General features: G+C 57.9%; 26 protein-coding genes and 1 riboswitch. Of the genes, 3 read left to right on the forward strand and 23 right to left on the reverse strand.

The features are described 5' to 3' along the window. Position 1 precedes the first annotated feature (1 nt). The 12 genes from phnK to C8D90_RS05595 form a co-directional block, all read right to left on the reverse strand. Positions 2-832 (reverse strand): phosphonate C-P lyase system protein PhnK, encoded by an 831-nt coding sequence (gene phnK, locus C8D90_RS05540; RefSeq protein ID WP_115457434.1) that lies wholly within the window; start codon positions 830-832, stop codon positions 2-4. Next, positions 832-1,677, reverse strand: coding sequence for an alpha-D-ribose 1-methylphosphonate 5-phosphate C-P-lyase PhnJ (locus C8D90_RS05545; protein ID WP_115457435.1), 846 nt, complete (start codon positions 1,675-1,677; stop codon positions 832-834). Before C8D90_RS05545 ends, phnK begins: the two co-directional genes overlap by 1 nt. Further along, positions 1,670-2,746: a carbon-phosphorus lyase complex subunit PhnI gene (locus C8D90_RS05550; RefSeq protein WP_115457436.1), complete on the reverse strand. Its 1,077-nt coding sequence runs from the start codon at positions 2,744-2,746 to the stop codon at positions 1,670-1,672. The genes C8D90_RS05545 and C8D90_RS05550 overlap by 8 nt, the downstream gene beginning before the upstream one ends. After that, positions 2,746-3,330, reverse strand: a complete 585-nt coding sequence (phnH, locus tag C8D90_RS05555; RefSeq protein WP_115457437.1) for a phosphonate C-P lyase system protein PhnH — start codon at positions 3,328-3,330, stop codon at positions 2,746-2,748. Before phnH ends, C8D90_RS05550 begins: the two co-directional genes overlap by 1 nt. Then, on the reverse strand, positions 3,330-3,788 hold the full coding sequence (gene phnG / locus C8D90_RS05560; protein WP_115457438.1) for a phosphonate C-P lyase system protein PhnG: 459 nt from the start codon (positions 3,786-3,788) through the stop codon (positions 3,330-3,332). Before phnG ends, phnH begins: the two co-directional genes overlap by 1 nt. Next, the gene (gene phnF, locus C8D90_RS05565; RefSeq protein ID WP_115457439.1) at positions 3,788-4,513 is read right to left on the reverse strand and encodes a phosphonate metabolism transcriptional regulator PhnF; all 726 of its coding nucleotides are present in this window, start codon (positions 4,511-4,513) and stop codon (positions 3,788-3,790) included. The genes phnG and phnF overlap by 1 nt, the downstream gene beginning before the upstream one ends. 21 nt (positions 4,514-4,534) lie before the next feature. After that, positions 4,535-5,311 (reverse strand): phosphonate ABC transporter, permease protein PhnE, encoded by a 777-nt coding sequence (gene phnE, locus C8D90_RS05570; protein ID WP_376744976.1) that lies wholly within the window; start codon positions 5,309-5,311, stop codon positions 4,535-4,537. 45 nt (positions 5,312-5,356) lie between these two features. Next, positions 5,357-6,370 carry a phosphonate ABC transporter substrate-binding protein gene (gene phnD / locus C8D90_RS05575; RefSeq protein WP_115457441.1) on the reverse strand — a complete coding sequence of 338 codons (1,014 nt, stop codon included), beginning with the start codon at positions 6,368-6,370 and terminating at the stop codon, positions 5,357-5,359. A gap of 39 nt (positions 6,371-6,409) precedes the next feature. Beyond that, entirely contained in the window at positions 6,410-7,201 is a 792-nt protein-coding gene (phnC, locus tag C8D90_RS05580; RefSeq protein WP_115457442.1) for a phosphonate ABC transporter ATP-binding protein, read from the reverse strand. A gap of 177 nt (positions 7,202-7,378) precedes the next feature. Continuing rightward, the gene (nrdG, locus tag C8D90_RS05585; RefSeq protein ID WP_115457443.1) at positions 7,379-7,843 is read right to left on the reverse strand and encodes an anaerobic ribonucleoside-triphosphate reductase-activating protein; all 465 of its coding nucleotides are present in this window, start codon (positions 7,841-7,843) and stop codon (positions 7,379-7,381) included. 71 nt (positions 7,844-7,914) lie between these two features. Beyond that, on the reverse strand, positions 7,915-10,053 hold the full coding sequence (nrdD, locus tag C8D90_RS05590; RefSeq protein WP_115457444.1) for an anaerobic ribonucleoside-triphosphate reductase: 2,139 nt from the start codon (positions 10,051-10,053) through the stop codon (positions 7,915-7,917). A gap of 323 nt (positions 10,054-10,376) precedes the next feature. Further along, positions 10,377-11,078, reverse strand: coding sequence for a pirin family protein (locus C8D90_RS05595; RefSeq protein ID WP_115457445.1), 702 nt, complete (start codon positions 11,076-11,078; stop codon positions 10,377-10,379). A gap of 239 nt (positions 11,079-11,317) precedes the next feature. Between C8D90_RS05595 and C8D90_RS05600 the strand changes: the two genes are divergently transcribed. Further along, complete coding sequence (locus tag C8D90_RS05600) at positions 11,318-12,211, forward strand: LysR family transcriptional regulator (RefSeq protein WP_115457446.1); 894 nt, start codon at positions 11,318-11,320, stop codon at positions 12,209-12,211. Between the two features lie 6 nt (positions 12,212-12,217). Beyond that, positions 12,218-13,084, forward strand: coding sequence for a DMT family transporter (locus C8D90_RS05605; RefSeq protein WP_230472959.1), 867 nt, complete (start codon positions 12,218-12,220; stop codon positions 13,082-13,084). 23 nt (positions 13,085-13,107) lie between these two features. On the opposite strand, the gene C8D90_RS05610 is transcribed toward C8D90_RS05605, so the two are convergent. The 11 genes from C8D90_RS05610 to C8D90_RS05660 form a co-directional block, all read right to left on the reverse strand. Further along, positions 13,108-14,094 (reverse strand): glutathione S-transferase family protein, encoded by a 987-nt coding sequence (locus tag C8D90_RS05610; protein WP_115457447.1) that lies wholly within the window; start codon positions 14,092-14,094, stop codon positions 13,108-13,110. A gap of 70 nt (positions 14,095-14,164) precedes the next feature. Beyond that, positions 14,165-14,557: a DoxX family protein gene (locus tag C8D90_RS05615; RefSeq protein WP_115457448.1), complete on the reverse strand. Its 393-nt coding sequence runs from the start codon at positions 14,555-14,557 to the stop codon at positions 14,165-14,167. Between the two features lie 316 nt (positions 14,558-14,873). After that, complete coding sequence (locus C8D90_RS05620; protein ID WP_115457449.1) at positions 14,874-15,161, reverse strand: YqjK-like family protein; 288 nt, start codon at positions 15,159-15,161, stop codon at positions 14,874-14,876. Continuing rightward, entirely contained in the window at positions 15,158-15,559 is a 402-nt protein-coding gene (locus C8D90_RS05625) for a phage holin family protein (protein WP_115457450.1), read from the reverse strand. Before C8D90_RS05625 ends, C8D90_RS05620 begins: the two co-directional genes overlap by 4 nt. Positions 15,560-15,561: 2 nt before the next feature. After that, positions 15,562-15,867, reverse strand: coding sequence for a DUF883 family protein (locus C8D90_RS05630; RefSeq protein ID WP_115457451.1), 306 nt, complete (start codon positions 15,865-15,867; stop codon positions 15,562-15,564). Positions 15,868-16,029: 162 nt separating this feature from the next. Beyond that, positions 16,030-16,398, reverse strand: coding sequence for an EnvZ/OmpR regulon moderator MzrA (mzrA, locus tag C8D90_RS05635; RefSeq protein ID WP_115457452.1), 369 nt, complete (start codon positions 16,396-16,398; stop codon positions 16,030-16,032). A 2-nt stretch (positions 16,399-16,400) separates the two neighbouring features. Further along, entirely contained in the window at positions 16,401-17,084 is a 684-nt protein-coding gene (locus C8D90_RS05640; RefSeq protein WP_115457453.1) for a DedA family protein, read from the reverse strand. Positions 17,085-17,191: 107 nt separating this feature from the next. Next, a complete protein-coding gene (locus C8D90_RS05645) occupies positions 17,192-17,656 on the reverse strand; it encodes a hypothetical protein (protein WP_115457454.1) in 465 nt (154 codons plus the stop codon). A gap of 163 nt (positions 17,657-17,819) precedes the next feature. Next, positions 17,820-18,203 (reverse strand): fluoride efflux transporter CrcB, encoded by a 384-nt coding sequence (crcB, locus tag C8D90_RS05650; RefSeq protein ID WP_230472960.1) that lies wholly within the window; start codon positions 18,201-18,203, stop codon positions 17,820-17,822. 160 nt (positions 18,204-18,363) lie between these two features. Next, a riboswitch (Fluoride riboswitch) is annotated at positions 18,364-18,454 on the reverse strand. A 48-nt stretch (positions 18,455-18,502) separates the two neighbouring features. Beyond that, complete coding sequence (exuR, locus tag C8D90_RS05655) at positions 18,503-19,285, reverse strand: transcriptional regulator ExuR (RefSeq protein WP_115457793.1); 783 nt, start codon at positions 19,283-19,285, stop codon at positions 18,503-18,505. 170 nt (positions 19,286-19,455) lie between these two features. Next, complete coding sequence (locus C8D90_RS05660; protein ID WP_115457456.1) at positions 19,456-20,754, reverse strand: MFS transporter; 1,299 nt, start codon at positions 20,752-20,754, stop codon at positions 19,456-19,458. 531 nt (positions 20,755-21,285) lie between these two features. On the opposite strand from C8D90_RS05660, the gene uxaC reads away from it, so the two are divergent. Then, positions 21,286-22,695, forward strand: coding sequence for a glucuronate isomerase (gene uxaC / locus C8D90_RS05665; protein WP_115457457.1), 1,410 nt, complete (start codon positions 21,286-21,288; stop codon positions 22,693-22,695). Positions 22,696-22,722: the final 27 nt, after the last annotated feature.

The following is a 22,722-nucleotide window of genomic DNA, read 5'->3' on the forward strand; positions in this document are numbered from 1 at the left end:
GTTAGTTTTGCAGTACGGAAGAAACCAGTAGCTGGGTGTAGGGATGATGCGGATCGTCCAGCACCCGGTCGGTCAGGCCGCTTTCCACCACCCGTCCCTGCTGCATCACGATCAGCCGGTGCGCCAGCAGGCGTGCGACGCCCAGATCGTGGGTGACGATCACCACGGCCAGCTTCAGTTCCACTACCAGCGAGCGCAGCAAATCCAGTAAACGCGCCTGTACCGACACATCCAGCCCGCCGGTTGGTTCGTCCATGAACACCAGGCGCGGATGCGTCACCAGATTGCGTGCGATCTGTAAACGCTGCTGCATGCCGCCGGAGAAGGTCGTGGGCATGTCGTCGATGCGTCGTGCGGGAATTTCCACGTCTTCCAGCCAGCGGGCCGCCTGTGCGCGGATGTCGCCGTAATGGCGCTGGCCCACGGCCATCAGGCGTTCGCCGATGTTGCCGCCGGCGGAAACGCCGGCGCGCAGGCCGTCCATCGGGTGTTGATGTACCACGCCCCATTCGGTGCGCAGCAGGCGGCGGCGATCGCTTTCCGACATGGCATACAGATCGCGGGATGCTTCACCGTCGAAGTAATGAATGCTGCCCTGCTGAGGCGTCAGCCGGGCGGAGAGGGATTTCAGCAGGGTAGTTTTGCCCGATCCGGACTCGCCGACGATACCCAGCACTTCGCCGGGGTAAAGTTCGAAGGAGACGCCCTGGAATCCTTTGCCGGGGGCGTAGAGGTAAGACAGGTTTTCCACCGTCAGCAGCGGCAGGTCAGGCGGAAGGCGCTGCCCGGCGGCTGGCGCGGCGTGGTTGGGATCGGTCAGAAAAGCACTCATTATGCGGATTCCTCGCTGTGCTGGCGGCAAAAATCGGTATCTGAACAGACGAACATGCGGTTTCCCTGATCATCGAGCACGACCTCATCCAGATAGCTGTGGCGTGAGCCGCAGATGGCGCACGGTTCGTCCCACTGTTGAACGGTGAACGGATGATCGTCGAAATCCAGGCTTTCCACGCGCGTGTAGGGCGGCACGGCGTAGATGCGCTTTTCCCGCCCTGCGCCAAACAGTTGCAGCGCCGGCATCATGTGCATCTTGGGATTATCGAATTTGGGAATGGGAGATGGCGACATCACATAGCGGCCATTGATTTTCACCGGATAGTCGTAGGTGGTCGCGATATGGCCGAAGCGGGCGATGTCTTCATACAGCTTGACCTGCATAACGCCGTACTCCTCCAGCGCGTGCATTTTGCGGGTTTCGGTGTCGCGCGGCTCGATAAAACGCAGCGGCTCCGGGATTGGCACCTGATAGATGATGATTTGATCTTCACGCAGCGGCGTTTCGGGAATGCGGTGGCGGGTTTGAATCAGCGTGGCGTCCGTGGTGGATTCCGTCGTGGCCGTGCCGGTGACGCGCTGGAAAAAATGCCGGATAGACACTGCATTGGTGGTGTCATCCGCGCCCTGGTCGATAACCTTCAGCACGTCGTCACTGCCGATCACGCTGGCGGTAATCTGAATGCCGCCGGTGCCCCAGCCATAGGGCATTGGCATTTCCCGTCCGCCGAAGGGAACCTGATAGCCGGGGATCGCCACTGCTTTCAGGATAGCGCGCCGGATCATGCGCTTGGTTTGTTCGTCCAGATAGCCGAAGTTATAGCCGTTCAATACTTCACTCATCACAAGACTCCTGATACTCCCGGCGCAGCCGGTTGAGAAGCTCCAGTTCGGCCTGGAAATCAACGTAGTGGGGCAATTTAAGATGGGAAACGAAGCCGGCGGCCTCGACGTTGTCTGCGTGAGCGAGAACGAACTCTTCATCCTGCGCCGGGCCGGTGACTTCCTCGCCGTGTTCGCGAGTTTGCAGGGCGCGATCGACCAGCGCCATAGCCATCGCTTTGCGCTCGCTCATGCCGAATACTAGCCCGTAGCCCCGGGTGAAGTGGGGCGCCCGATCTTCCGGCGCGGTAAACCCGTTGACCATTTCACATTCGGTCAGCAGCAGTTCGCCGACGCTGAGGGGGAAACCCAGTTCTTCCGGCGTAATGTCCAGATCAACGTAGCCGCAGCGGATCTCGCCGGCAAACGGGTGGTTACGCCCGTAGCCGCGCTGGGTGGAGTAACCGAGCGCCAGCAGGTAGCCTTCATCGCCGCGCACCAGTTGTTGCAGGCGGGAAGCGCGTGAGCAGGGGTAATGCGGCGGCTGGCGGGTGATATCGTCCGGCGTTTGGCCGTCGTCGACTTCTGTTTCCGCTAATCCCTGCTGCGCCAGCAGGCTGAAAACGTGCGGGCAAGGCGCTTCCTGCAGCGTATCCGCTAACGCGGCGGCGGGCGTTTCGCCGTTGGCAAGCAGGGTAAAATCCAGCAGACGATGGGTATAATCATAGGTCGGGCCGAGTAATTGCCCGCCGGGCAGATCCTTGTAGACAGCGGAGATCCGGCGTTCCAGGCGCATCGTCGCTGTGTCCAGCGGGTCGCTGACCGCCATGCGCGGCAGCGTGGTACGGTAGGCGCGCAGCAGGAAGATGGCTTCCACCAGATCACCGCTGGACTGTTTGATCGCCAGTGCGGCCAACTGACGATCGTAAATACCGCCCTCGGTCATTACCCGGTCTACCGCCAGTGACAACTGTTGTTCAATCTGTTCTGCGCCGATCTCCGGCTGGTCCGGATCGCCGCGCCGTTTCTGTTCCTGCAAGCGGTGGGCGGCGGCAATGGCGTTTTCACCTCCTTTGACGGCAACGTACATCAGCACACCTCCACATGGGTGGTGCGCGGCAACGCCAGCAGGCGCTCGCCGCAGGTGAAGATGAAGTCGATGCCCTGTGGAAAACGCAGCGGACGATCGCTGAGGTAGTCCAGCACGCTGTTCGGCAGGCGCGGGGCGATGACGCGATCGTCGGCGATGCCGGGGCCGGTGAGCCGCAGCGGCCGGCCGCCGCTCAGGCTGTCGATCTGAATGATCACCGTCGCGCCGGTCTCCGGGGCGATGTCGCTGCCGTGGGTGAAGCTGAGGATTTGCCGTACCTCCAGCGACGCATCGCAGACCGCGATAGCCGCGTCGGCGCTATCGTCCGTCAGGGGGGATGAGCAGTGAAAGCGCAGGTTTTCCCGCGTGAGTTCTGTATTCAGCGCCGGTGAGAGCCACAGGGGCGTGTCCTGATCGCTCAGGGTCAGCAGCAGCCCGGTGGTGGCGGGAGAGAAAGGCGTCCATCCCGCTGGCGTATCCGGCAGGGTAACGATAATGCCCGGTTCGCTCATGGCCTTCAGCAGGCGGCGGAAATGGTGCTGGGCGTTATGCACCGGCAGGGTAAAGGCAGTCATCAGAGTCATCAGTTATCTCCGCGAACCAGAGTAAAGAAATCGACGCGGCTGGTGGCTACCGCGCGGGCGCGCTGGCTCAGGCGTTCCCGGCGCAGGGCGTCGAGCGGGTTAATCAACCGCTGCATCAGCATTTCGTGATATGACGGCGTCTGCAGCAGCGCGTCGATCACGGCGCAGCGCTCGGCCCGTGCCTTATCGCGCCCAAGCAGGTAGCTGTAACCGTAGGCGCCGCCGCTGAGCCGCACGACGGCGCGCGTCAGCGTTGCGTCGCCGAGAAAGAAGCGCTGGCCGCTGGCTCCTGCGCGGGCCTGAATTTGTGTCAGGCCGCTTTCCGCCGGGCGGATGAGCGTATAGTCCGGCGACAGGCCGAGCGCCTGCCAGTGGGATTGCAACTCCGCCGGCAGGCAGTGGGCCAGCACCGCCATCCAGCGCTGACGCTGTGATTGAGTAAAAGAAAAACCGTCCATCAGTGCTCCATGGTGAGTTCGATCATGTCGGCGCGGGTCAGGCTGACGGAGTATTCCGCCGCACTTTCCCGCCCTTCGTGGTGGTTGAGCGTGCGGACGCACAACAGCGGCGCCTGAGCCGCGATTTCCAGCAGACGGCTCTCTTTCGCCTGCGCCCGGCGCGCGCTGATACGGGTTTGGGTTCGGGTGAACGCCAGGCCGAGCCGTGTTCGGATGAAGTCGTGCAGCGACCCCTGGGTGAATGTCTGCAATACCGGCCACCACTGAAGGTCGGGGAAGTAGTGGTCGATCATGCAGACCGCCACCCCGTTAACCCGCCGCAGGGTGCGCAGGTGAATCAGGTTGGCGCCATCTTCCAGTGACAGCGCCTGCGCTACGTGGCCGTTGGCCGGTCGTAAAACCGAAAGCAGACGCTCGCTGGTGGGATGGCTGCCCTGGTCGAGCAGGTTTTGGCTGAAGCGGCTTTGTGCATGCAGCGGGTAGTCAAACGGGCGCATCAGCACCAGCACGCCGACGCCCTGACGACGCTGTACCCAGCCGCGCAGAATGAGCTCGTCGATGGCGCGGCGCAGGGTGTGGCGGTTGACCTCATACCGTTGCGCCAGCTGATGCTCGGACGGCAGGTAATCTCCGCAGCGGTAATGCTGGCGCAGTTCCTGTTCCAGGCGGGCCGCAATCTCCTGATAGCGGGTGGGGAAAGTGGTCGGATGTCTAGACAATTGCATGGCAAACTAAACCTCGCTGGATCAGATAAAGTGCTTGCGCAGTCGTTGCGACAGAAAATCCAGCAGGCTGACCGTGACGATGATGATGATCATCAGCGCACAGGTTTGCTGGAACTGAAAACCACGGATGGCTTCCCACAGCGTGACGCCGATGCCGCCGGCGCCGACCATGCCGACCACCGTGGCCGAGCGTACGTTGGATTCGAAGCGGTAAAGCGAGTAGGAAATCCACAACGGAAGTACCTGGGGCAGAACGCCGTAGATAATTTCCTCCAGTTTGTTGGCGCCGGTTGCCTTGATGCCTTCTACCGGCCCAGGTTCAATCGCTTCCACGGCTTCAGAGAACAGCTTCGCCAGAACGCCGGTGGTGTGGATGAACAGCGCCAGCACGCCGGCGAAAGGGCCAAGGCCGACCGCGACGACGAACAGCATGGCGAACACCATTTCGTTGATGGCGCGTGCGGCGTCCATCAGGCGGCGCACCGGCTGGTTAATCCACCAGGGCATCAGGTTTTCCGCACTCATCAGGCCGAGCGGGATGGACAGCACGATGGAAAGCGCCGTTCCCCAGACGGCAATTTGCAGGGTGACCAGCATCTCGCCCAGGTATTGGGGGAGCAGGCTGAAGTCGGGCGGAAAGAAATCGGCGCCAAAGGTCGCCATGTTGCCGGCGTCGCGCAACAGGGTCATCGGCGCCATTTCTGCGCCGTGCCAGGAGGCGGCGAGCACGGCGAGCAGCAACGCCCAGCCGATCAGGCTGAACCAACTGCGTTTGGCGGGGGGAAGGGCCATTTGCATAAGAATCTCCATGAAGAGACGGGCGCCGGAGCGCCCGTCGTGCCGTTACCGGGCGGCCTTATTGACGCTGACCATCGCGGCCAGCGCGGCGCTCAGCCGGTCCAGATCGGCGAGCTGCGATTGCAGCGCAGCGAGTTTTTCCGCTTTCTCTCCGGCGGAAATGCCCGCGTTATCCTTCACGCCCTGCACCTCTTTAAACAGCGCGAGCTGGCGAATCGGCACCAGTTGCAGGTCGCTGGAGGGGCGGAACGGCGCCCAGCTCAATCCTTTCAGGACGTTTTGTTCTTCCGCCGTTTTGCCGTAGTTCATGAAGAAACCATAGATTTTTTGCTTGGTGGTTTCCGGCAGGTTCTTGCGCCACACGATGGGGTCGCCGGGGATCAGCGGCGATTTCCAAATCACCTTCAGCTCGCTGAATTTCTGCGGCGCGGTGACTTTGAGGCGGTCGAGGTTTTCGGTGTTGTTGGTCGCTACGTCAACCTGCTTATTGGCTACCGCCAGGGCATTGGTTTCGTGGTTGGCGTTGACGGAGCGTTTGAAGTCGGCGGGTGAGGCGTTGTTTTTCGCGAAGGCGTAGTAGCCGGGAACCAGGAAGCCGGAGGTCGAGTTGGGGTCGCCATTACCCAGCGTTAAGTCTTTGCGCCTGGCGAGCAGTTCCTGAATGTTGTTGATCGGGCTGTCTTTATTGACAATCAACACGCCCCAGTAGCCCGGAGAGCCGTCGCTGGCGACGGTTTGGGCGAATACCTGACCGTTGGCGCGATCCACCGCTTCCATTGCGGAGAGGTTGCCGTACCAGGCGATATCCACTTTATTAAAGCGCATCCCCTGGATGATGCCGGCATAGTCGGGGGCGAAGAAGGCCTTAACCTTCATGCCGAGTTTTTGCTCCATATCCTTCAGGAACGGGTCCCACTGCGGCTTCAGGTTTTGCTGTGATTCCGTAGAAATAATGCCGAAATTGAGCGCCTGTGCTTCTTCCGCATGGGCGCTGCTAAACAGGGCGCTGGTGTTGAACAGGCCGATAAAGGCCAGAGCGGCGACGGTTTTGTAATTCATGTTTTCTCCTTGGGTAAGCGTCGTCGGATGTTTGATTCGTCAGGCCGCGACGGCGTCAGGCAGGCTGACGCGGTTTACGCTGCGGTAAAGATGTTCGATACGATCGCTGTCGAGCAGGCTGCTGGCGCCGTCATAAGAAACGCAGCCCTGACGCAGGGCAATGACGCGGCTGCAATAGCGCAGGGCGTAGTCCACCTGATGCAGGGTGACGACCACGGTAATACCGTCTTTGTTGTTAATGTCCTGCAGGATCTCCATCACGATGCGCGCTGATTCCGGGTCGAGCGACGCAATGGGCTCATCCGCCAGGATGATTTTCGCTTGCTGCATCAGGGCGCGGGCGATGGCGACGCGCTGTTGCTGGCCGCCGGAGAGGGTGGAAACGCGCTGCCCGGCGAACTGGGCCATGCCCACGCGGGTCAGCGCCTGCATGGCGCGCTGTTTCTGTTCACGGGTGAACCAGTTACAGCAGGTGCGCCAGAACGGGGTGGATCCGAGCGCGCCGATCAGGACGTTTTCCAGCACGCTCAGGCGGTTGACCAGATTGAACTGCTGAAAGATGTAGCCGATTTGGCTGCGGCTGCGGCGAATGTCGCGCGCCAGGCGTCCGTGACGCTGGATCGTGCGGCCGAGCAGTTCGATGTGCGAACCTTCGGCGCGATCGCCGCTAATCAGGCCGCTGAGGTGGCGTAACAGGGTGGATTTTCCCGAACCTGACGGTCCGAGCAGTGCGACCATCTGACCTGCGGCGACACTCAGTCCGATGTCCTGCAGGGCGCGTTGTTCGCCGAAAGTTTTGTTAAGTTGGCTGACACGGATAACCGGTTGCATAACGCGATCCTCACTTCTGAGCCGGTAAAAGTTGCGCTCATAGTGACGATCGAAAATGACAATTTGGTTAACGGAATATGGCGTTGGGATGAAGAGTTTGGGACGGGGAGATGACAGGCAGAGCAATGCCGCGTTTTACGGGGCGCGCAGAGCGGTGGCCCCGCGCGCGGGCGCTATTCAGCGCAGGTGATGGATCACCTGGTTGCTGCTGCCGCGCCAGATAAGCGAGGGATCTTTCAAATCCTGGACGAACTTGCCGTCAACCAGCACGTTGATCAGATCGACGACCTGACGTTGGGCCTCGTCCAGCTCTTCCAGCTTATAGCCGGTCCAGATCCAGATGTCTTTACCCGGACATTCATTGTGCACCCGGGTGACCAGTTGCAGGATGGCGGGAACGTTCTGCGGATGGAGCGGATCCCCGCCGGAAAGCGACAGCCCCTGCCGGGGAGCGCGGGTGTCATTCAGGTCGGCGATGATGCGATCTTCCATCTCCGGCGTAAACGGCGTACCGGAATTCAGGCGCCAGGTGCTTTTGTTATAGCAGCCGGGGCATTCGTGGATACAGCCGGAAACAAACAGGGTGCAGCGGGTTCCGGGACCGTTAACCACGTCGATGGGGTAATACTGATGATAATTCATAGGGTAATGCTGACCGTGTGGCGCGAACGGATGATCCGACGGTTAAACCGCCGGATCGCGGGGGAGTTGTATCAGCCGAGCTGGCCGTTCCCCAAATGCTTAATACGACGTTTTACTTCTTCCTGCTTCCCGGCGTTGAAGGGGCGGGCATCCGGGCTGCCCAGATAACCGCACACGCGACGGGTGACCGACACTTTGGATGAGTCATGGTTGCCGCATTTCGGGCAGGTGAATCCCTTGCTGGTACAGTCGAATTCGCCGGTGTAGCCGCACTCGTAGCACTCATCGATCGGCGTATTGGTGCCGTAATAAGGAACGCGGTTGTAGCTGTAATCCCACACGTCTTCCAGCGCCTTCAGGTTGTGCTGAAGGTTCGGGTATTCGCCGTAGCAGATGAAGCCGCCGCTGGCTAAAGGCGGATAAGGCGCTTCGAAGTCCAGCTTGTCGTACGGGTTGACCTTCTTCTCCACGTCAAGGTGGAAGCTGTTGGTGTAATACCCTTTGTCGGTTACGCCCTGCACCACGCCGAACTCGGCGGTATCCAGCCGGCAGAAGCGGTCGCACAGGTTTTCGCTCGGCGTGCTGTAGAGGCTGAAGCCGTAGCCGGTTTCTTCTTTCCATGCCTGGGTGGCTTCGCTCAGGCGGGCCACGATGCTGATGGCCTTGGCGCGCAGTTTCTCATCGTCGAAGACGTGGGTCTGGTTGCCGAACAGCGCGTTGACGGTTTCGTGCAGGCCGATATAGCCCAGCGAAATTGATGCGCGGCCGTTTTTAAAGATGTCGGCGATATTGTCGTCCGCGTTCAGACGCACGCCGCAGGCTCCTTCCATATAGAGGATGGGCGCCACGCGCGCTTTCACGTTTTCCAGACGCGCGATGCGGGTCATCAGGGCTTTCTTCGCCAGCGCCAGGCGCTCGTCCAGCAGGCGCCAGAAGGCGGTTTCGTCACCCCTGGCTTCCAGCGCGATGCGCGGCAGGTTAAGGCTGATAACGCCGAGGTTGTTACGGCCTTCGTGGATCTGCTTGCCGTTTTCCTCGTACACGCCCAGGAAGCTGCGGCAGCCCATCGGGGTCTTGAACGAACCGGTGACTTTAACGACCTGATCGTAGTTGAGAATATCCGGGTACATGCGCTTGCTGGCGCAATCCAGCGCCAGCTGTTTGATATCGTAATTCGGATCGCCGAACTTGTGGTTCAGGCCGTCGCGGATGGCGAAGACCAGCTTCGGGAACACGGCGGTTTTGTGATTCTTGCCCAGGCCGGCGATGCGGTTTTTCAGGATGGAGGTCTGAATCAGGCGGGACTCCCAGCAGGTGCCGAGGCCGAAGCCGAAGGTGACGAACGGCGTCTGCCCGTTGGCGGTATGCAGCGTGTTGACTTCATACTCCAGGGACTGGAAGGCGTCGTAGCACTCTTTTTCGGTGCGGGAATGGGCGTAACCTTCCGCGTCCGGGATCTGCCATTCATCGGCGATCGCCTTGTGTTTGGCATAGCTGGCGGTGACGAACGGCGCCAGAACTTCGTCGATACGGTTGATGGTAGTGCCGCCATAAATGTGGCTGGCAACCTGCGCGATAATCTGCGCGGTAACGGCGGTGGCGGTTGAGATGGACTTCGGACGCTCTATTTCCGCGTTGCCCATTTTGAAACCGTTGGTCAGCATGCCTTTCAGATCGATCAGCATGCAGTTAAACATCGGGAAAAACGGTGAGTAGTCCAGATCGTGGTAGTGGATTTCGCCGCGTTCGTGCGCCAGCACCACGTCGCGCGGCAGGATATGCTGCTTGGCGTAGTGTTTGGCGACGATACCGGCCAGCAGATCGCGCTGGGTCGGGATCACCTTGCTGTCTTTATTGGCGTTTTCGTTCAGCAAGGCCATGTTGCTCTGCTCAACCAAACCGCGGATTTCCTGATTCAGGCGGCCGCGCAGCTCGCGCGCGACATCGCGGTCGTGACGGTATTCGATATAAGCACGGGCGAGCTGCTTATAGTTGCCCGCCATCAGTTGGTTTTCGACGGCGTCCTGGATTTCACGGATATCAACACGCTCGCGATTCGCCATCTGCCCGGCAACGACGCTGGCTACGGTCATGCAATAATCGGCGTCATCCACGCCGGCGGCGACCGCCGCACGACACACCGCTTCACCGATACGCCGTTCGTCAAATGGCACCTGGCAGCCGTCCCGTTTCACCACGATAGGTTTCACCGTATTACTCCTGTTGTGTAGTTCATTGCTATCCGCACCCGTTATCCACAGCCCGGCCCGCGCGCTGCGGGGGTTGCGGTGAATATGTGGATGTCTTGTGGATAACAACTATATATAGGTGTTTAATAAATCGAAGGACACTATATATTGTATTCTTATTAAATTAAAGCTGAGTTGTTTGACGCAGAGCAAAGATTTTTTCATTCAGCAGAATCGTTATACAGAGGGTGATCGAATTCAGGATATGAATGGAAAAGAGCTGTTTTGCAGGAAGGAATATGTGATACAGGCCACCTTCCGGGAAGGCGGCCTGTGAGGGAGGATCAGGCAGGAAGATCGATAACCAGCGCCCGCAGCGGCGTTTCGGCTTGCAGGATGATGCGTTGTTCGTCGTTGATAAACGCGCCGTCGCCGCAGCTCAGGGAATTGGCCCCGCCCCCCAGCCCTCTGACGCTGAAGCCCCCGTGGATCGACTGCACGTAGGCGCGCGTGCCGAGCAGGGGCAGGGAGTGTTCTTCGCCGGGCTGCAGCATAACGTGGTGGATCCAAACCTGCTGGCGCAGCCTCAGGCTGCCGCTTTCCCCTTCCGGAGAAGCGATGATTTGGTGCGGCGCGTTATCGAGATGCAGGCGCTGCACTTCGTCATTCTCCCGCTCCGGGCAGGTATTCAGCCAGAGCTGGAGGCGGGTCAGCGGGACGTCGGCGCTCGGGTTATGTTCGCTGTAGCTGACGGCATCCCGCGTTGCCAGCAGAACGATGTCGCCCTCAGCCGCCTGAATATGATTGCCCCGGCTGTCACGGTATTCCGCTTCGCCGGCAAGGATAATGTTCATCACGTCCACGCGCGGAAAGGTGCGGGGCTGCAATGCGGCGCCCGGCGCCAGAACATCCTGGTTCAGGACGCGCAATGCGGCGTAGCCCATCATCTTGGGGTCGAAATAGTGATTGAAGGAGAACGTGTAGCGGGAGCGGAGCCAGCCGAAGTCAGCATGTCCGCACTGTTTTACCGGTCTTGGTGTAATCATGGTCGTCAGTCCCCGGGAAATATTGATAAAGCCGACAATGCCATGTGGGGTGCAGAGCGTATTTTTGCGTAATAAGTGTACCTTGCACCGTGCGTCGCTGTGAATATGGCGTTAATTTCCATAAGCCGGCGGGCGGCGATTATCGGATAATTCATGCTGTTATAGTAAGCGTCTGGACGCCGGATTGTTAGCCAGTTAATCTGGTCACTATATTCAAAATTCCTGAACAGAAGGATGTTATGAGTAAAGATCGTGCGCTGACGCTGGAAGCCCTACGGGTTATGGATGCCATTGACCGCCGCGGTAGTTTCGCGGCGGCGGCGGATGAGCTGGGCAGAGTGCCCTCGGCACTGAGTTACACCATGCAGAAACTGGAAGAAGAACTCGACGTGGTGCTGTTTGATCGCTCGGGACATCGTACCAAGTTCACCAATGTCGGGCGTATGTTGCTGGAGCGCGGCCGCATTTTGCTGGAAGCGGCGGACAAGCTGACCGCTGATGCGGAAGCGCTGTCGCGCGGCTGGGAAACGCATATCACCGTGGTTTGCGAGGCGCTGGTGCCCGCAGCCCAGCTTTTCCCGTTGGTGGAGAAACTGGCGCAGAAGGCCAACACCCAGATTTCCCTGGTGACCGAAGTGCTGGCGGGGGCATGGGAGCGGCTGGAACAGGGCAAGGCGGACATCGTGTTGGCTCCCGACCTGCATTTCCGTTCGTCCTCCGAAGTGAACATGCGCAAGCTGTATAAAGTGATGAGCGTGTACGTCGCCAGCCCGGACCACCCGATTCATCAGGAGCCGGAACCGCTGTCTGAGGCGACGCGCGTGAAATACCGCGGCATTGCGGTGGCGGATACCGCACGCGAGCGCCCGGTATTGACGGTACAGTTGCTGGACAAGCAGCCCCGGATGACGGTCAGCTCGATGGAAGATAAGCGGCGGGCGCTGTTGCAGGGCCTGGGCGTTGCGACCATGCCTTATCCGATGGTGGAGGAAGACATTGCGCAGGGCCGGCTGCGTGTGGTCAGCGCGGAGTACAGTGCAGAGACCGACATCATTATGGCCTGGCGTCGTGACAGCATGGGCGAAGCCAAGTCCTGGTTGCTGCGGGAGATCCCCAAGCTGCTGGCCCGCTGAGTCATCATGATGAACATTGACGTAATACGGCGCCGTGCTTTGTGGCAGATGCATGGCGCTACCGTTCTGTTCGGCATTTCCGGTATCTTCGGCAAACTGATTGCCAGCAGCGCCTCCATGCTGGTGTTCGGCCGCTCCGCTTTCGCCCTGGCGGCGATGTCGTTGCTGTTGCTCCGGCTGCGTCGTTTCCCCTGGCAGGATTTAACCGTGCGCGGCGTTGTCAGCCTGTGCGCCTGCGGCGCGCTGTTGTGTGCGCACTGGGTAACGTTTTTCATTGCTGTTAAGGTTGGCGGCGTGGCAGTTGGAACGCTGGGGTTCGCGTGTTTTCCCGCTTTCGTGGCGTTGCTGGAAGGGGTGCTGTTCAGGGAAAAACTTACCGGGGCGGAATATCTGTTGATTGCGCTGGTTTCCATCGGCCTGGTGCTGGTCACGCCGGATTTCAGTTTTGACAACCGTGCGACGGAAGGGCTGATGTGGGGCGTGCTGTCCGGCCTTATCTATGCGCTGCTGGCGCTGGCAAACCGCCGCGCGGCGGCCAGCATCAACGGCGGTCAGGTGTGCTGGTGGCAGAATCTGACGGTGTTGGTGCTGCTTGCCCCTTTCTGTCTGCGCGACGTTCCTGCTGTGTCCGGCATCGATTGGTTATGGATCGCCTGCCTCGGCCTGCTGTGCACCGGGCTGGCGTACAGCTTGTTTATCAATAGTCTGCAGGTGCTGAAGGCGCGGGTGGCGGCGATGATTATCGCACTGGAACCGGTCTATGCGATCTTAGTGGCATGGGTGCTGTTTCATGAAACGCCCTCGCTGCGTATGGTGGCCGGCGGGGCGCTGATTATTTTTGCCGTATGCTGGACCGCCCGGCGCAAAAGCTGAGTGACGCCGGGCAGTAGGCAGGATCAGCCGAATTTGCTCGCGCGATCATGCGGCGCATTCAGATCCTGCTGCGGGCCGATGGAGATAATACCCGTCGGGTTAATGGTTTTGTGGCTGCGGTAGTAGTGGTTGCGGATATGGGCGAAATTTACCGTCTGCGCGATGCCCGGCATCTGGTAGATGTCGCGCAGGAAACCGTACAGGTTGGGGAAGTCGCTCAGGCGCTTCAGGTCGCATTTAAAATGCGTGACGTAAACCGGATCGAAGCGGATCAAGGTGGTCCACAAACGTAAATCGGCTTCGGTCAGGTTCGCACCGGTCAGGTAACGCTGGCGCGCCAGAATGTCTTCCAGCCGTTCGAGTGACGTGAAAAGGATGCCGACGGCTTCGTCATACGCTTCCTGAGAAGTGGCGAAACCCGCTTTGTAGACGCCGTTGTTTACCGTGTCGTAGATCCAGCCATTCAGTTCATCAATCTGCGCGCGCAGCGCCGGCGGGTAATAATCGCCCGGCGTGGCGCCCAAATCATCAAATGCCTCGTTGAACATACGAATGATTTCGGCGGACTCGTTGCTGACGATGGTCTGGCGCTTTTTGTCCCACAGTACGGGCACGGTAACCCGGCCGCTGTAATGCGGGTCGGCTTTGAGATAAAGCTGATACAGATAATCTGACTGATATAAATCGTCGCCGGTTACGTCCGGAAAATCCGTCGCGAAGGTCCAGCCGTGTTCGAACATCAGGGGGTTGACCACGGAAACCGGGATCATCGCCTCAAGGCCTTTCAGCTTGCGCATCAGCAGTGTGCGGTGGGCCCAGGGGCAGGCGAGGGAAACGTACAGATGGTAGCGATCTTTTTCCGCCGCGAAGCCGCCTTCTCCCTGTGGGCCGGGCTGACCGTCGCGGGTGAGCCAGTTGCGAAACTGCGCGGTGGTGCGTTTGAAGTGCCCGCCGGTGGATTTCGTGTCGTACCAGACGTCCTGCCAGACGCCATCAACTAATCTTCCCATGGAGTACCTCCCAACCAGTTAAAGCAGGATGCGGGGGCGATATCGCTATCGCCCCCGCGGAAAAACGACCTTACCATTTTTTGTTCAGCAGGCGATCGATGCTGTATGCGCCCGGGCCAACGATGGCCAGCAACAGGTAACCGCCGGCGATGGTGAAGTTCTTCATAAACATAATCTGGTTCACGCCGTCTGCAAAGTTGTTGTGGAACAGGAACGCCGTCAACAGGGTAAACAAGGCGGTGATAAGCGCCGTTGTACGGGTCAGCAGGCCGAACAGTACCGCCAGTCCGCCACCCAGCTCCAGCAGAATGGTCAGCGGCAGCAATGCGCCCGGAACGCCCATGGCTTCCATATACTGTTGCGTGCCGGCGTAGGCGGTCACTTTGCCGTAACCGGCAACGATGAACAGAATCGGCATCAGGATACGGGCAATCAACAGGCCTGCGTTTTCTACGTTTTTCATTTCAAACTCCGTCAAAAAAAAAGATTTCCGCCGCAGCGGTTTATAAACATGGTGGGGCGGTTATCAGCCCGTGTCTTTGCGATGGAGTAATGGTAGGAGAAACTGATCCGAAGTGTTAGCGAGTAAAATTGTCAATCTTCATCAAAAAAAATGAATCTTAATTTTTAAAAGAAAATATCTTATATCAGTGGGTTATAATGAGATTTTTCGTTTGGATATGGATGGGAGTACAAACTGTACTGACTTAAACAGATAATTTAAATGTTATGCTAACGTGATGAAATTAATAAGAAAGCGGGGTAATTCTGTGGGGAAATCAGGCGCGGAAAGTACGGCGTACCAAGCGGATCGCTCCCCATGTGCTGGCGACATAGCGTGACCAGCGCAGCGCTTTAACGGGGTGGCGGGCGCTATAGAGGGCAAACAGGCCGGAGGCGAACACCAGGTACTTGCGCCAGCCGAGGAGAACGGAAACGCCGTGATCGAGCGGCGCGGTTTTTTCCAGCCACGCGCTACGCTGTGCGGCCAGATCAAGGCGCTGTTGCTGAATCTGGCCCAGCAGGCGGGCTTTTTCCTGTTGCAGATCCTTGCGGCTGCGGCTCACTTTCTTTTGTCCTCCAGCAATTCACGGTCGATTGCCAGTTGGCGGCGGCTTGCGCCCAGCAGCGTAGAGCGGCGCGCTTTGCTCAATGTCCAGATGACGCCGATAAGCGCCAACCCGAGCAGAATAGCGGCGGTAATCGCCAGCGCCGTCAGACGATAAGCGGGATCAACGGCCAGGAAAATCAGGATGAGCAGCGTCATCAGGCCGAACGCGGTGAACAGCAGCGTAATCCCGGCCATCATCAGCAACTGGATGAGGTGGTTTTTCTCTTCTTCCAGCTCAACCACAGCGAGACGCAAACGCGTCTCCGCCATGCTGACCAGCAGGGTCATGATGCGCTGGCCGATACGAAGAGCCCCGATCGCGGGGCCTCTCTCCTCCGGGGAACGATCGGTCATTATTAACGGCGGGCCAGCAGAACGCCAAGCACCACGCCAACGGCGGCACCGATACCTACGCCAGCCCACGGCTTGTCATGCACGTAGTTGTCGGCGCGTCCGGCCAGCTCTTTGGTTTGGCTGGCGACTTTTTCACTGGCATTGCTGAGGCGATCGCGGGTATCCGCTAACGCGTTTTGCGCTTTGGTACGCAGTTTTTCCAACTCGGCCTTGGGTTTATCCGCAGAAGAGTTCAGTACTTCTTCCAGGGTGTCTGCCAGTGCTTTTAGCTCGGCGCGCAGTTGTTCTGAAGTAGTCTCATTTGCCATTATTAAACTCCTTAACGTTACCGACATGGTCTTTTAACATAGCGGGATTAATTAACGATCGCAAAACTATTTTATCTATTCCTCCCGACATACGGCGGGCCAAAACAATGCGGGCAGGAGAAATCACCGCATAATCATCTAACCATAATGGGTATAAAGAAATTAGCGTAAATGTGCGCTGGCAGGCGGCGTTTTGGGTAAAAAGCGGTTAAAGCCTGTGGAAGCGGGAGATGAGGTGATGATGATGCCTTTTGGCAGCGAAGCGAGTAGCACCCGGCGGGCGACGTCTCGCTGCTGGGGCTTTTCCAGATGGATCCGCAGACCTTGTTCCGTCAGCGTAATATCATGTACGGGAATGTTTTTTTCATGCAGTTTCTGATAGACGTAGAAACCATCAGGAACCGTTTGGCCTGCCGCGCCGGCGCGGATTTGCAAATCGTTATCCTGCTTCCCGGAAGAGGGAAGCAGGATAACGAACAGGCAGATGAGCGTAAATGCCGCTGTCAGCCACAGCGCGGCCGTTCCACGCATAATTATTTGTTCTTCTCCTGACCGGGAGCCGTATTGGTGTTCTTTTTACGCCACAGAACGATCAGCGAGCCAACCAGCCCGCACACCAGCAGAACTAACGGCAGCATCATCAGGATGAACATCAGCTGTTCTTCATAGTGGCGGAAAATCGGGGTTTTGCCGAGCATAAACCCGAAAGACGTCAAAATGATGACCCACAGGAAACCGCTCATCCAGTTGAAGAACTGAAAACGGGCGTTGTTCAGGCCGGACAGCCCGGCAATCAGGGGCAGCAGGGTACGCACGAACGCCAGAAAACGGCCAATCAGCAGGGCGGCGAGGCCGTGACGGTGAAAAAGCTGGTGCGCGCGCTGGTGATAATGCGCGGGCAGGTGAGTAAGCCAGGTTTGCACCAGTTTGGTATTACCCAGCCATTTCCCCTGTATGTAGCCCACCCAACAGCCAAGACTGGCTGCGCTGGTGAGGATCAACAACGTCATGGGGAAGCCCATGGTGCCTTTGGCGATCAGTACGCCGACCAGGATCAGCAGGCTGTCTCCGGGTAAAAACGCCGCGGGGAGCAGGCCGTTTTCAAGGAACAGAATGATGAATAAAACGCCGTAAATCGCCCATACCAGCGAAGGATCGGCCAGCATGTCGTAGTCTTGATTCCACAGGGCATGTACTAAATCTTTTATGATGTCCATCGGTGATTCCTGGGTACTGAGTTCATGCTCCCCTCTTCCTCCGGTATACCCGGCGGCTGTTGAAAAGCGACTGAAAAGGTGGGAGCCAGCTAAATCTTATCGCCTCGCTACGCGTAGCATGTGTGATAAGTCAGCTTGCCTCTGTATTGAATATTACTCTCTTTCCAGCCACCCAACCGGTTTTGCTGCGGAGGAAACAACCTTACCCGGTTAAGGATAGTTGCCAGCGGCGGCGTGCGGAAGAGCGTTGGCTTGATGGACGGGATATACGGAATATGCAACGCCTGCGACAGCGAGTCAGGCTGCGGCGTGTTGTGCCGTGCCTGTATCAGGCTGGAGCCTTGCTGGAAACGCAATAGGGCGCTTAACTGATGCGTGGTATAGCGGCGTTTATATTTCTGATTGCCGTTCTCCGGCAGCAGAAGGTGGTAATCAGAAACCGGATCGGCAATCGGATGCTCGGAAAAACCGAAGAAGCCCTGTGACTGCCATGTAATAGCCGTCTTGCCGGAGGCCACGCTGACCCAGCAAAGCAATAACGGAAAAAAGATGGCAGAGATGAAGTGCTTCAATATCTTGTTGCGCCCGGATACATGGAGAAAAACTGCGCTCACTTTAACAAAAGAGAGCGCACTGAAACAGTAGAAAATAGGAGTTGTAGAAGGAATATTGTCAAAAGTCGGTATTTTCAGAAAGCAGGGTGTTGGTTAATGCATCGCTGCTTTTTCCGGCCATTTACATTTGGCCGCTGCCGCGGCTCAGCAGTGCGTAACCAACGGCGACGGCCGACAGGCAAAACACCAGGTTCAGCACCACGTTCAGCGCCGCTTTCAGCCAGTACCCCTGGGTGAACAGCGCCAGGGTGTCAAAGGAGAACGTGGAAAACGTCGTCAATGCGCCGAGAAAACCCACCCCGATAAGCGGGCGCCAGTGCGGGGCGATCAACGTACCGTTCATCAGGGCGGCGCTCAGCAGGCCCATAATGAAAGAACCCACGATGTTTACGGCCAGTGTGGCGTAGGGAAAACCGTTACCGAACCAGGCGGCAAACCAGTTGGTAACCTGAAAGCGACTGATCGCGCCTGCGGCTCCGCCAAATGCGACAATAAGTAATGTCATGCCGTAACTCATTAAAAACTCCTGAAATCCCGCCGGGGGATTAACAATGATCGGATATCACCCGGAAATAGTATGACGGAAAGGCAAGCGCAGCAGCGGGAAAGAAAAACAGACACCCGGCAACCCGCCTGCTCTGCCCCGTTATCCGGGTGAGCAACGTATTTTGCCAGGCGTCATCAGCCGGGATTAACCCCGGCGGTTTTCAGCCCGCGAAAGCAGACCGAAGGTGGAACACCATCACCGGAAAAGAGTATAGGCGCTGGGGGGCGCAGGGTGCAAATATCCTTACGCGCACGGCGCTATTTCAAATTCTGCCCGCCGGACGCCGTATCCAGGTGGACGACCGGGTTTTCCGCAAACAGATAGCGGTCGACGTTAAATTCGAAATCATCCGATGTAGCATGGAACAGCATCTGCTTGGTGTTTTCCAGATGTTGCCACATCGCCACCTTGGCGCCATGCGGATCTTTACGCATCAACGCCCGCAGGATCTGATCGTGATCGTCGCACCAACTGGCGATGGAGCGCTCGTCAATGTGCTCATGCAGCTTGATCCAATAAGGATTATGCACCCGCTGGATCCACATCTGCTCCACGATGGTCGCCATGGCGGAGTTTTGCGTCGCAAGCGCTACCTGAACGTGGAACTTGAGATCCCATTCTGAGTCGCGGAAGTGATCTTCTTTGCGCGCCTGCTCCTGGATCTCCATCAGCGTGACGATGTCCTGCTTGGTCACCTGCGTGGCGGCGAATTCCGCGATATTGCTCTCAATGAGCTGGCGTGCCTGCAACAGTTCGAAGGGGCCGACGCTGGCGAATTCCATGTTGGCGTTGGGCAGTTCCAACTGCTTGCGCTGATTGCTGATAACGTGAATGCCGGAGCCTTTGCGTACTTCGACGTAACCTTCAACCTCCAGCATAATGATGGCTTCGCGCACCACGGTGCGGCTGACGTTCATCTCTTCGGCGATGAAACGCTCGGCGGGCAGTTTTTCGCCCACGGAGTAAACGCCGGACTCAATACGTCGTTTCAGTTCGCAAGCAAGCTGTTGATATAGTCTTCTGGGTTCCGCAGGTTCCATCATACGCACTCTATTATCAGTAAGCGGTTATAGCAGTCGGTCATCGGAAGGCCGTACTTTCCGGCCCGGTTGTTATACCACTATATCCTATTTGCATACCAGCCGTAACATCACAATATCGGGGGGTAAAAAACCGCCGGGAAACCGGCGGTTGGAGAAGGGAAGGTGGATCAGGCCGTCGCGTTTTGCTGCCTCGGTTGTGGCGTTCCGGTTTCTGCCGCCGTGCGGTTTTGCAGAACGGTCCAGATAACCAGCGCGCCGAGCAGGTCGAAAATCGCCAGGCAGGCAAACAGCGGGCTGAAGCCAATCGTATCGGCCAGCGCGCCGACGACCAGCGCGAACAGGGTGCTTGCCATCCATGCCGCCATGCCGGTCAGCCCGTTGGCGGTAGCAACTTCATTACGGCCGAATACGTCGGAAGAGAGCGTAATCAGCGCCCCGGAGAGTGACTGGTGGGCGAATCCGCCGATGCACAGCAGGGCGATGGCGACGTACGGACTGGTGAACAGGCCGATGGTACCGGGGGCGATCATCAGCAGGGCGCCCATGGTGACCACCATCTTGCGCGATACGATCAGGTTGACCTTGAAATATTTCTGGAACAACGGAGGCAGATAGCCGCCGACGATACAGCCCAGGTCGGCAAACAGCATCGGCATCCAGGCGAACATGGCGATCTCTTTCAGGTTGAAGCCATACGCCTTGAACATAAACAGCGGGATCCAGGCATTGAACGTCCCCCAGGCCGGCTCGGCCAGAAAACGCGGCAGCGCGATCCCCCAGAACTGACGGTTACGCAGGATTTCCCTGGCGCTCATCCTCTTCTGGTTGCCGGTCTGGTGCTGGGCTTCCTGACCGCTCAGGATATAGTCACGCTCTTCATCGCTGAGTTTTTTCTGATCTTTCGGGTGCTTATAGAACAGCAACCAGCTGATGGCCCAAATCAGGCTCAGTGCGCCGGTGATGATAAACGCCATTTCCCAGCTGTGCGCCACGATGGCCCACACCACCAGCGGCGGGGCGATCATGCCGCCTATAGAAGAACCCACGTTGAAATAACCGACGGCAATGGAGCGCTCTTTGGCCGGAAACCATTCGCTGCTGGCTTTCAGGCCGGCAGGGATCATCGCTGCTTCCGCCATACCTACGGCGCCACGGGCGATGGCAAGTCCGCCCCAGCTGTTGGCTAACGCAGTCCCCATGCAGAACAGCGCCCACAGAATGGCGAACACCGCGTAGCCTACTTTGGTGCCCAGCAGGTCGAGAACGTACCCGGCGACCGGCTGCATAACGGTATAGCAGGCGGAATAGGCGGCGATAATGTAGGAGTATTGCTGAGTTGTGATGTGCAGCGTGTCTTGTAACGTCGGGGCTGCCACGGCGATGGCGTTACGGGTCAGATAACCGAGCACGGTGCCAATGGTCACCAGCGCGATCATATACCAGCGCAACCCTTTAATCTTACGCATGTTAACTCTCCGGTCTTCACTTTCGTTATGCGGATGCCCCTGCACCCGTAAGCGGTTATAGCGACGCGGAAAAAGAGCCGGTCGTCGCTATGAGTTGATATTCCCTGAGTATCAGCGCCGGATTGGTATGCCGGTGATGGAACGCCGCCTTCATTTTTTTATGCTGGCGGTTGCATGATTGCGCTGATGAAAGTCCTGAATTTTTCTTTTATGGCAGATGTTTGGTCTGGTTTTCGCTGTGAAATCGGAAGGTCAGAGCCTGTTTCTGCGGTGGGTAAGATAACTTGTCATACAGATTTAAAAGTTGAGTGATATCACAAAAACCATTTTTGCGTTAAGGAATAATAATTGGCATGAATGATTGCTTTTCTTCGCCATTAAATTGTGTTTAAAGCGTGATTTTTGCTTCACCTTTACCATTTAAGCGTATGATGGCGGAAAAAATACTGGACGCGTTTTAAAATTGGTGTGATAACTTTTACCACTAATAAAACCGCCATGCGAAAAATTATGCATCTGAGGAACCCCGACATGTCTCAGTTTTTGACCGAAGATTTTCTGCTGGATACTGAATTTGCCCGCCGTTTGTACCATGAGTATGCGGCTGAACAGCCCATTTTTGATTATCACTGTCATTTGCCGCCTGAGCAGATCGCCCAGAATTACCGTTTTAAAAACCTGTATGACATCTGGTTGAAAGGCGATCACTATAAATGGCGCGCCATGCGTACCAACGGCGTGGCGGAGCGTCTGTGCACCGGCGACGCCAGCGATCGCGAAAAATTTCAGGCCTGGGCGGAAACGGTGCCGCATACCATCGGCAACCCGCTTTATCACTGGACGCACCTTGAACTGCGCCGTCCGTTTGGGATCACCGGCACCTTGCTGTCGGGCCAGACCGCAGAGGATATCTGGAACCGCTGCAATGCATTGCTGGAGCGTGATGAGTTCAGCGCCCGCGGCATCATGCAACAAATGAACGTGAAGATGGTCGGAACCACCGACGATCCGATTGACGATTTGCACCATCACCAGGCCATCGCTGACGACAGCAGCTTTACCGTCAAGGTGCTGCCGAGCTGGCGTCCGGATAAAGCCTTCAATATTGATGCGGCGACGTTCGCTGACTATATGCAGAAGCTGGGTGCCGCCGCGGATGTGGACATCCGCCGTTTCAGCGACGTGTGCCGTGCGCTGAGCGTGCGCATGGAGCACTTCGCGGCGCACGGTTGTAAGGTTTCGGACCATGCGCTGGACGTCGTGATGTACGCTGAAGCGGATGAAAGCGCGCTGGACGCCATCCTGAGCCGTCGTCTGCAGGGCGAAGCACTGACGGAGCGCGAGGTGGCGCAGTTCAAAACCGGCGTCCTGCTGTTCCTGGGCGGTGAATATCAGAAGCGCGGGTGGGTGCAGCAGTATCACATCGGCGCGCTGCGCAATAACAATTCACTGATGTTTGAACGCATCGGGCCGGATATCGGTTTTGACTCCATCAACGACGCGCCGGTCGCACAACCGCTGTCGCGCTTGCTGGACGCGCAGGCCCGCAACGGCGGTTTGCCGAAAACGATCCTTTATTGCCTTAACCCGCGTGATAACGAAGTGTTGGGAACCATGGTCGGTAACTTCCAGGGAGAAGGCATGGCGGGCAAGATGCAGTTCGGTTCCGGCTGGTGGTTCAACGATCAGAAGGACGGCATGCAGCGTCAGATGACGCAGCTGGCGCAGCTCGGGCTGCTGAGCCGTTTTGTGGGCATGCTTACCGACAGCCGTAGCTTCCTGTCTTATACCCGCCATGAATATTTCCGCCGCATTCTGTGCCAGATGATCGGTCGCTGGGTGGCCGACGGCGAAGCCCCGGCAGACATGGGGCTGCTGGGCGACATGGTAAAAAATATCTGTTTTGACAACGCGAAAAACTATTTCGCGATTGAGCTGTAATCCGCAGGCGGGCGGCGCTGATGCCGC

It is taken from the genome of Enterobacillus tribolii (assembly GCF_003363015.1).
GTDB lineage: Bacteria > Pseudomonadota > Gammaproteobacteria > Enterobacterales > Enterobacteriaceae > Enterobacillus > Enterobacillus tribolii.

Bases quoted from the DNA above. Each gene is read 5' to 3' on its own strand.
- phnH (WP_115457437.1), bottom strand. From the start codon at position 3,330: ATGACTCTGATGACTGCCTTTACCCTGCCGGTGCATAACGCCCAGCAC.
- C8D90_RS05660 (WP_115457456.1), bottom strand. From the start codon at position 20,754: ATGCGTAAGATTAAAGGGTTGCGCTGGTATATGATCGCGCTGGTGACC.
- C8D90_RS05640 (WP_115457453.1), bottom strand. From the start codon at position 17,084: ATGGACATCATAAAAGATTTAGTACATGCCCTGTGGAATCAAGACTAC.
- C8D90_RS05595 (WP_115457445.1), bottom strand. From the start codon at position 11,078: ATGATTACACCAAGACCGGTAAAACAGTGCGGACATGCTGACTTCGGC.
- nrdG (WP_115457443.1), bottom strand. From the start codon at position 7,843: ATGAATTATCATCAGTATTACCCCATCGACGTGGTTAACGGTCCCGGA.
- C8D90_RS05550 (WP_115457436.1), bottom strand. From the start codon at position 2,746: ATGTACGTTGCCGTCAAAGGAGGTGAAAACGCCATTGCCGCCGCCCAC.
- exuR (WP_115457793.1), bottom strand. From the start codon at position 19,285: ATGGAACCTGCGGAACCCAGAAGACTATATCAACAGCTTGCTTGCGAA.
- phnD (WP_115457441.1), bottom strand. From the start codon at position 6,370: ATGAATTACAAAACCGTCGCCGCTCTGGCCTTTATCGGCCTGTTCAAC.
- C8D90_RS05615 (WP_115457448.1), bottom strand. From the start codon at position 14,557: ATGAAAAACGTAGAAAACGCAGGCCTGTTGATTGCCCGTATCCTGATG.
- phnK (WP_115457434.1), bottom strand. From the start codon at position 832: ATGAGTGCTTTTCTGACCGATCCCAACCACGCCGCGCCAGCCGCCGGG.
- C8D90_RS05625 (WP_115457450.1), bottom strand. From the start codon at position 15,559: ATGACCGATCGTTCCCCGGAGGAGAGAGGCCCCGCGATCGGGGCTCTT.
- C8D90_RS05610 (WP_115457447.1), bottom strand. From the start codon at position 14,094: ATGGGAAGATTAGTTGATGGCGTCTGGCAGGACGTCTGGTACGACACG.
- C8D90_RS05630 (WP_115457451.1), bottom strand. From the start codon at position 15,867: ATGGCAAATGAGACTACTTCAGAACAACTGCGCGCCGAGCTAAAAGCA.
- uxaC (WP_115457457.1), top strand. From the start codon at position 21,286: ATGTCTCAGTTTTTGACCGAAGATTTTCTGCTGGATACTGAATTTGCC.
- phnG (WP_115457438.1), bottom strand. From the start codon at position 3,788: ATGGACGGTTTTTCTTTTACTCAATCACAGCGTCAGCGCTGGATGGCG.
- C8D90_RS05600 (WP_115457446.1), top strand. From the start codon at position 11,318: ATGAGTAAAGATCGTGCGCTGACGCTGGAAGCCCTACGGGTTATGGAT.
- C8D90_RS05545 (WP_115457435.1), bottom strand. From the start codon at position 1,677: ATGAGTGAAGTATTGAACGGCTATAACTTCGGCTATCTGGACGAACAA.
- phnF (WP_115457439.1), bottom strand. From the start codon at position 4,513: ATGCAATTGTCTAGACATCCGACCACTTTCCCCACCCGCTATCAGGAG.
- phnC (WP_115457442.1), bottom strand. From the start codon at position 7,201: ATGCAACCGGTTATCCGTGTCAGCCAACTTAACAAAACTTTCGGCGAA.
- C8D90_RS05605 (WP_230472959.1), top strand. From the start codon at position 12,218: ATGATGAACATTGACGTAATACGGCGCCGTGCTTTGTGGCAGATGCAT.
- crcB (WP_230472960.1), bottom strand. From the start codon at position 18,203: ATGACATTACTTATTGTCGCATTTGGCGGAGCCGCAGGCGCGATCAGT.
- mzrA (WP_115457452.1), bottom strand. From the start codon at position 16,398: ATGCGTGGAACGGCCGCGCTGTGGCTGACAGCGGCATTTACGCTCATC.
- phnE (WP_376744976.1), bottom strand. From the start codon at position 5,311: ATGCAAATGGCCCTTCCCCCCGCCAAACGCAGTTGGTTCAGCCTGATC.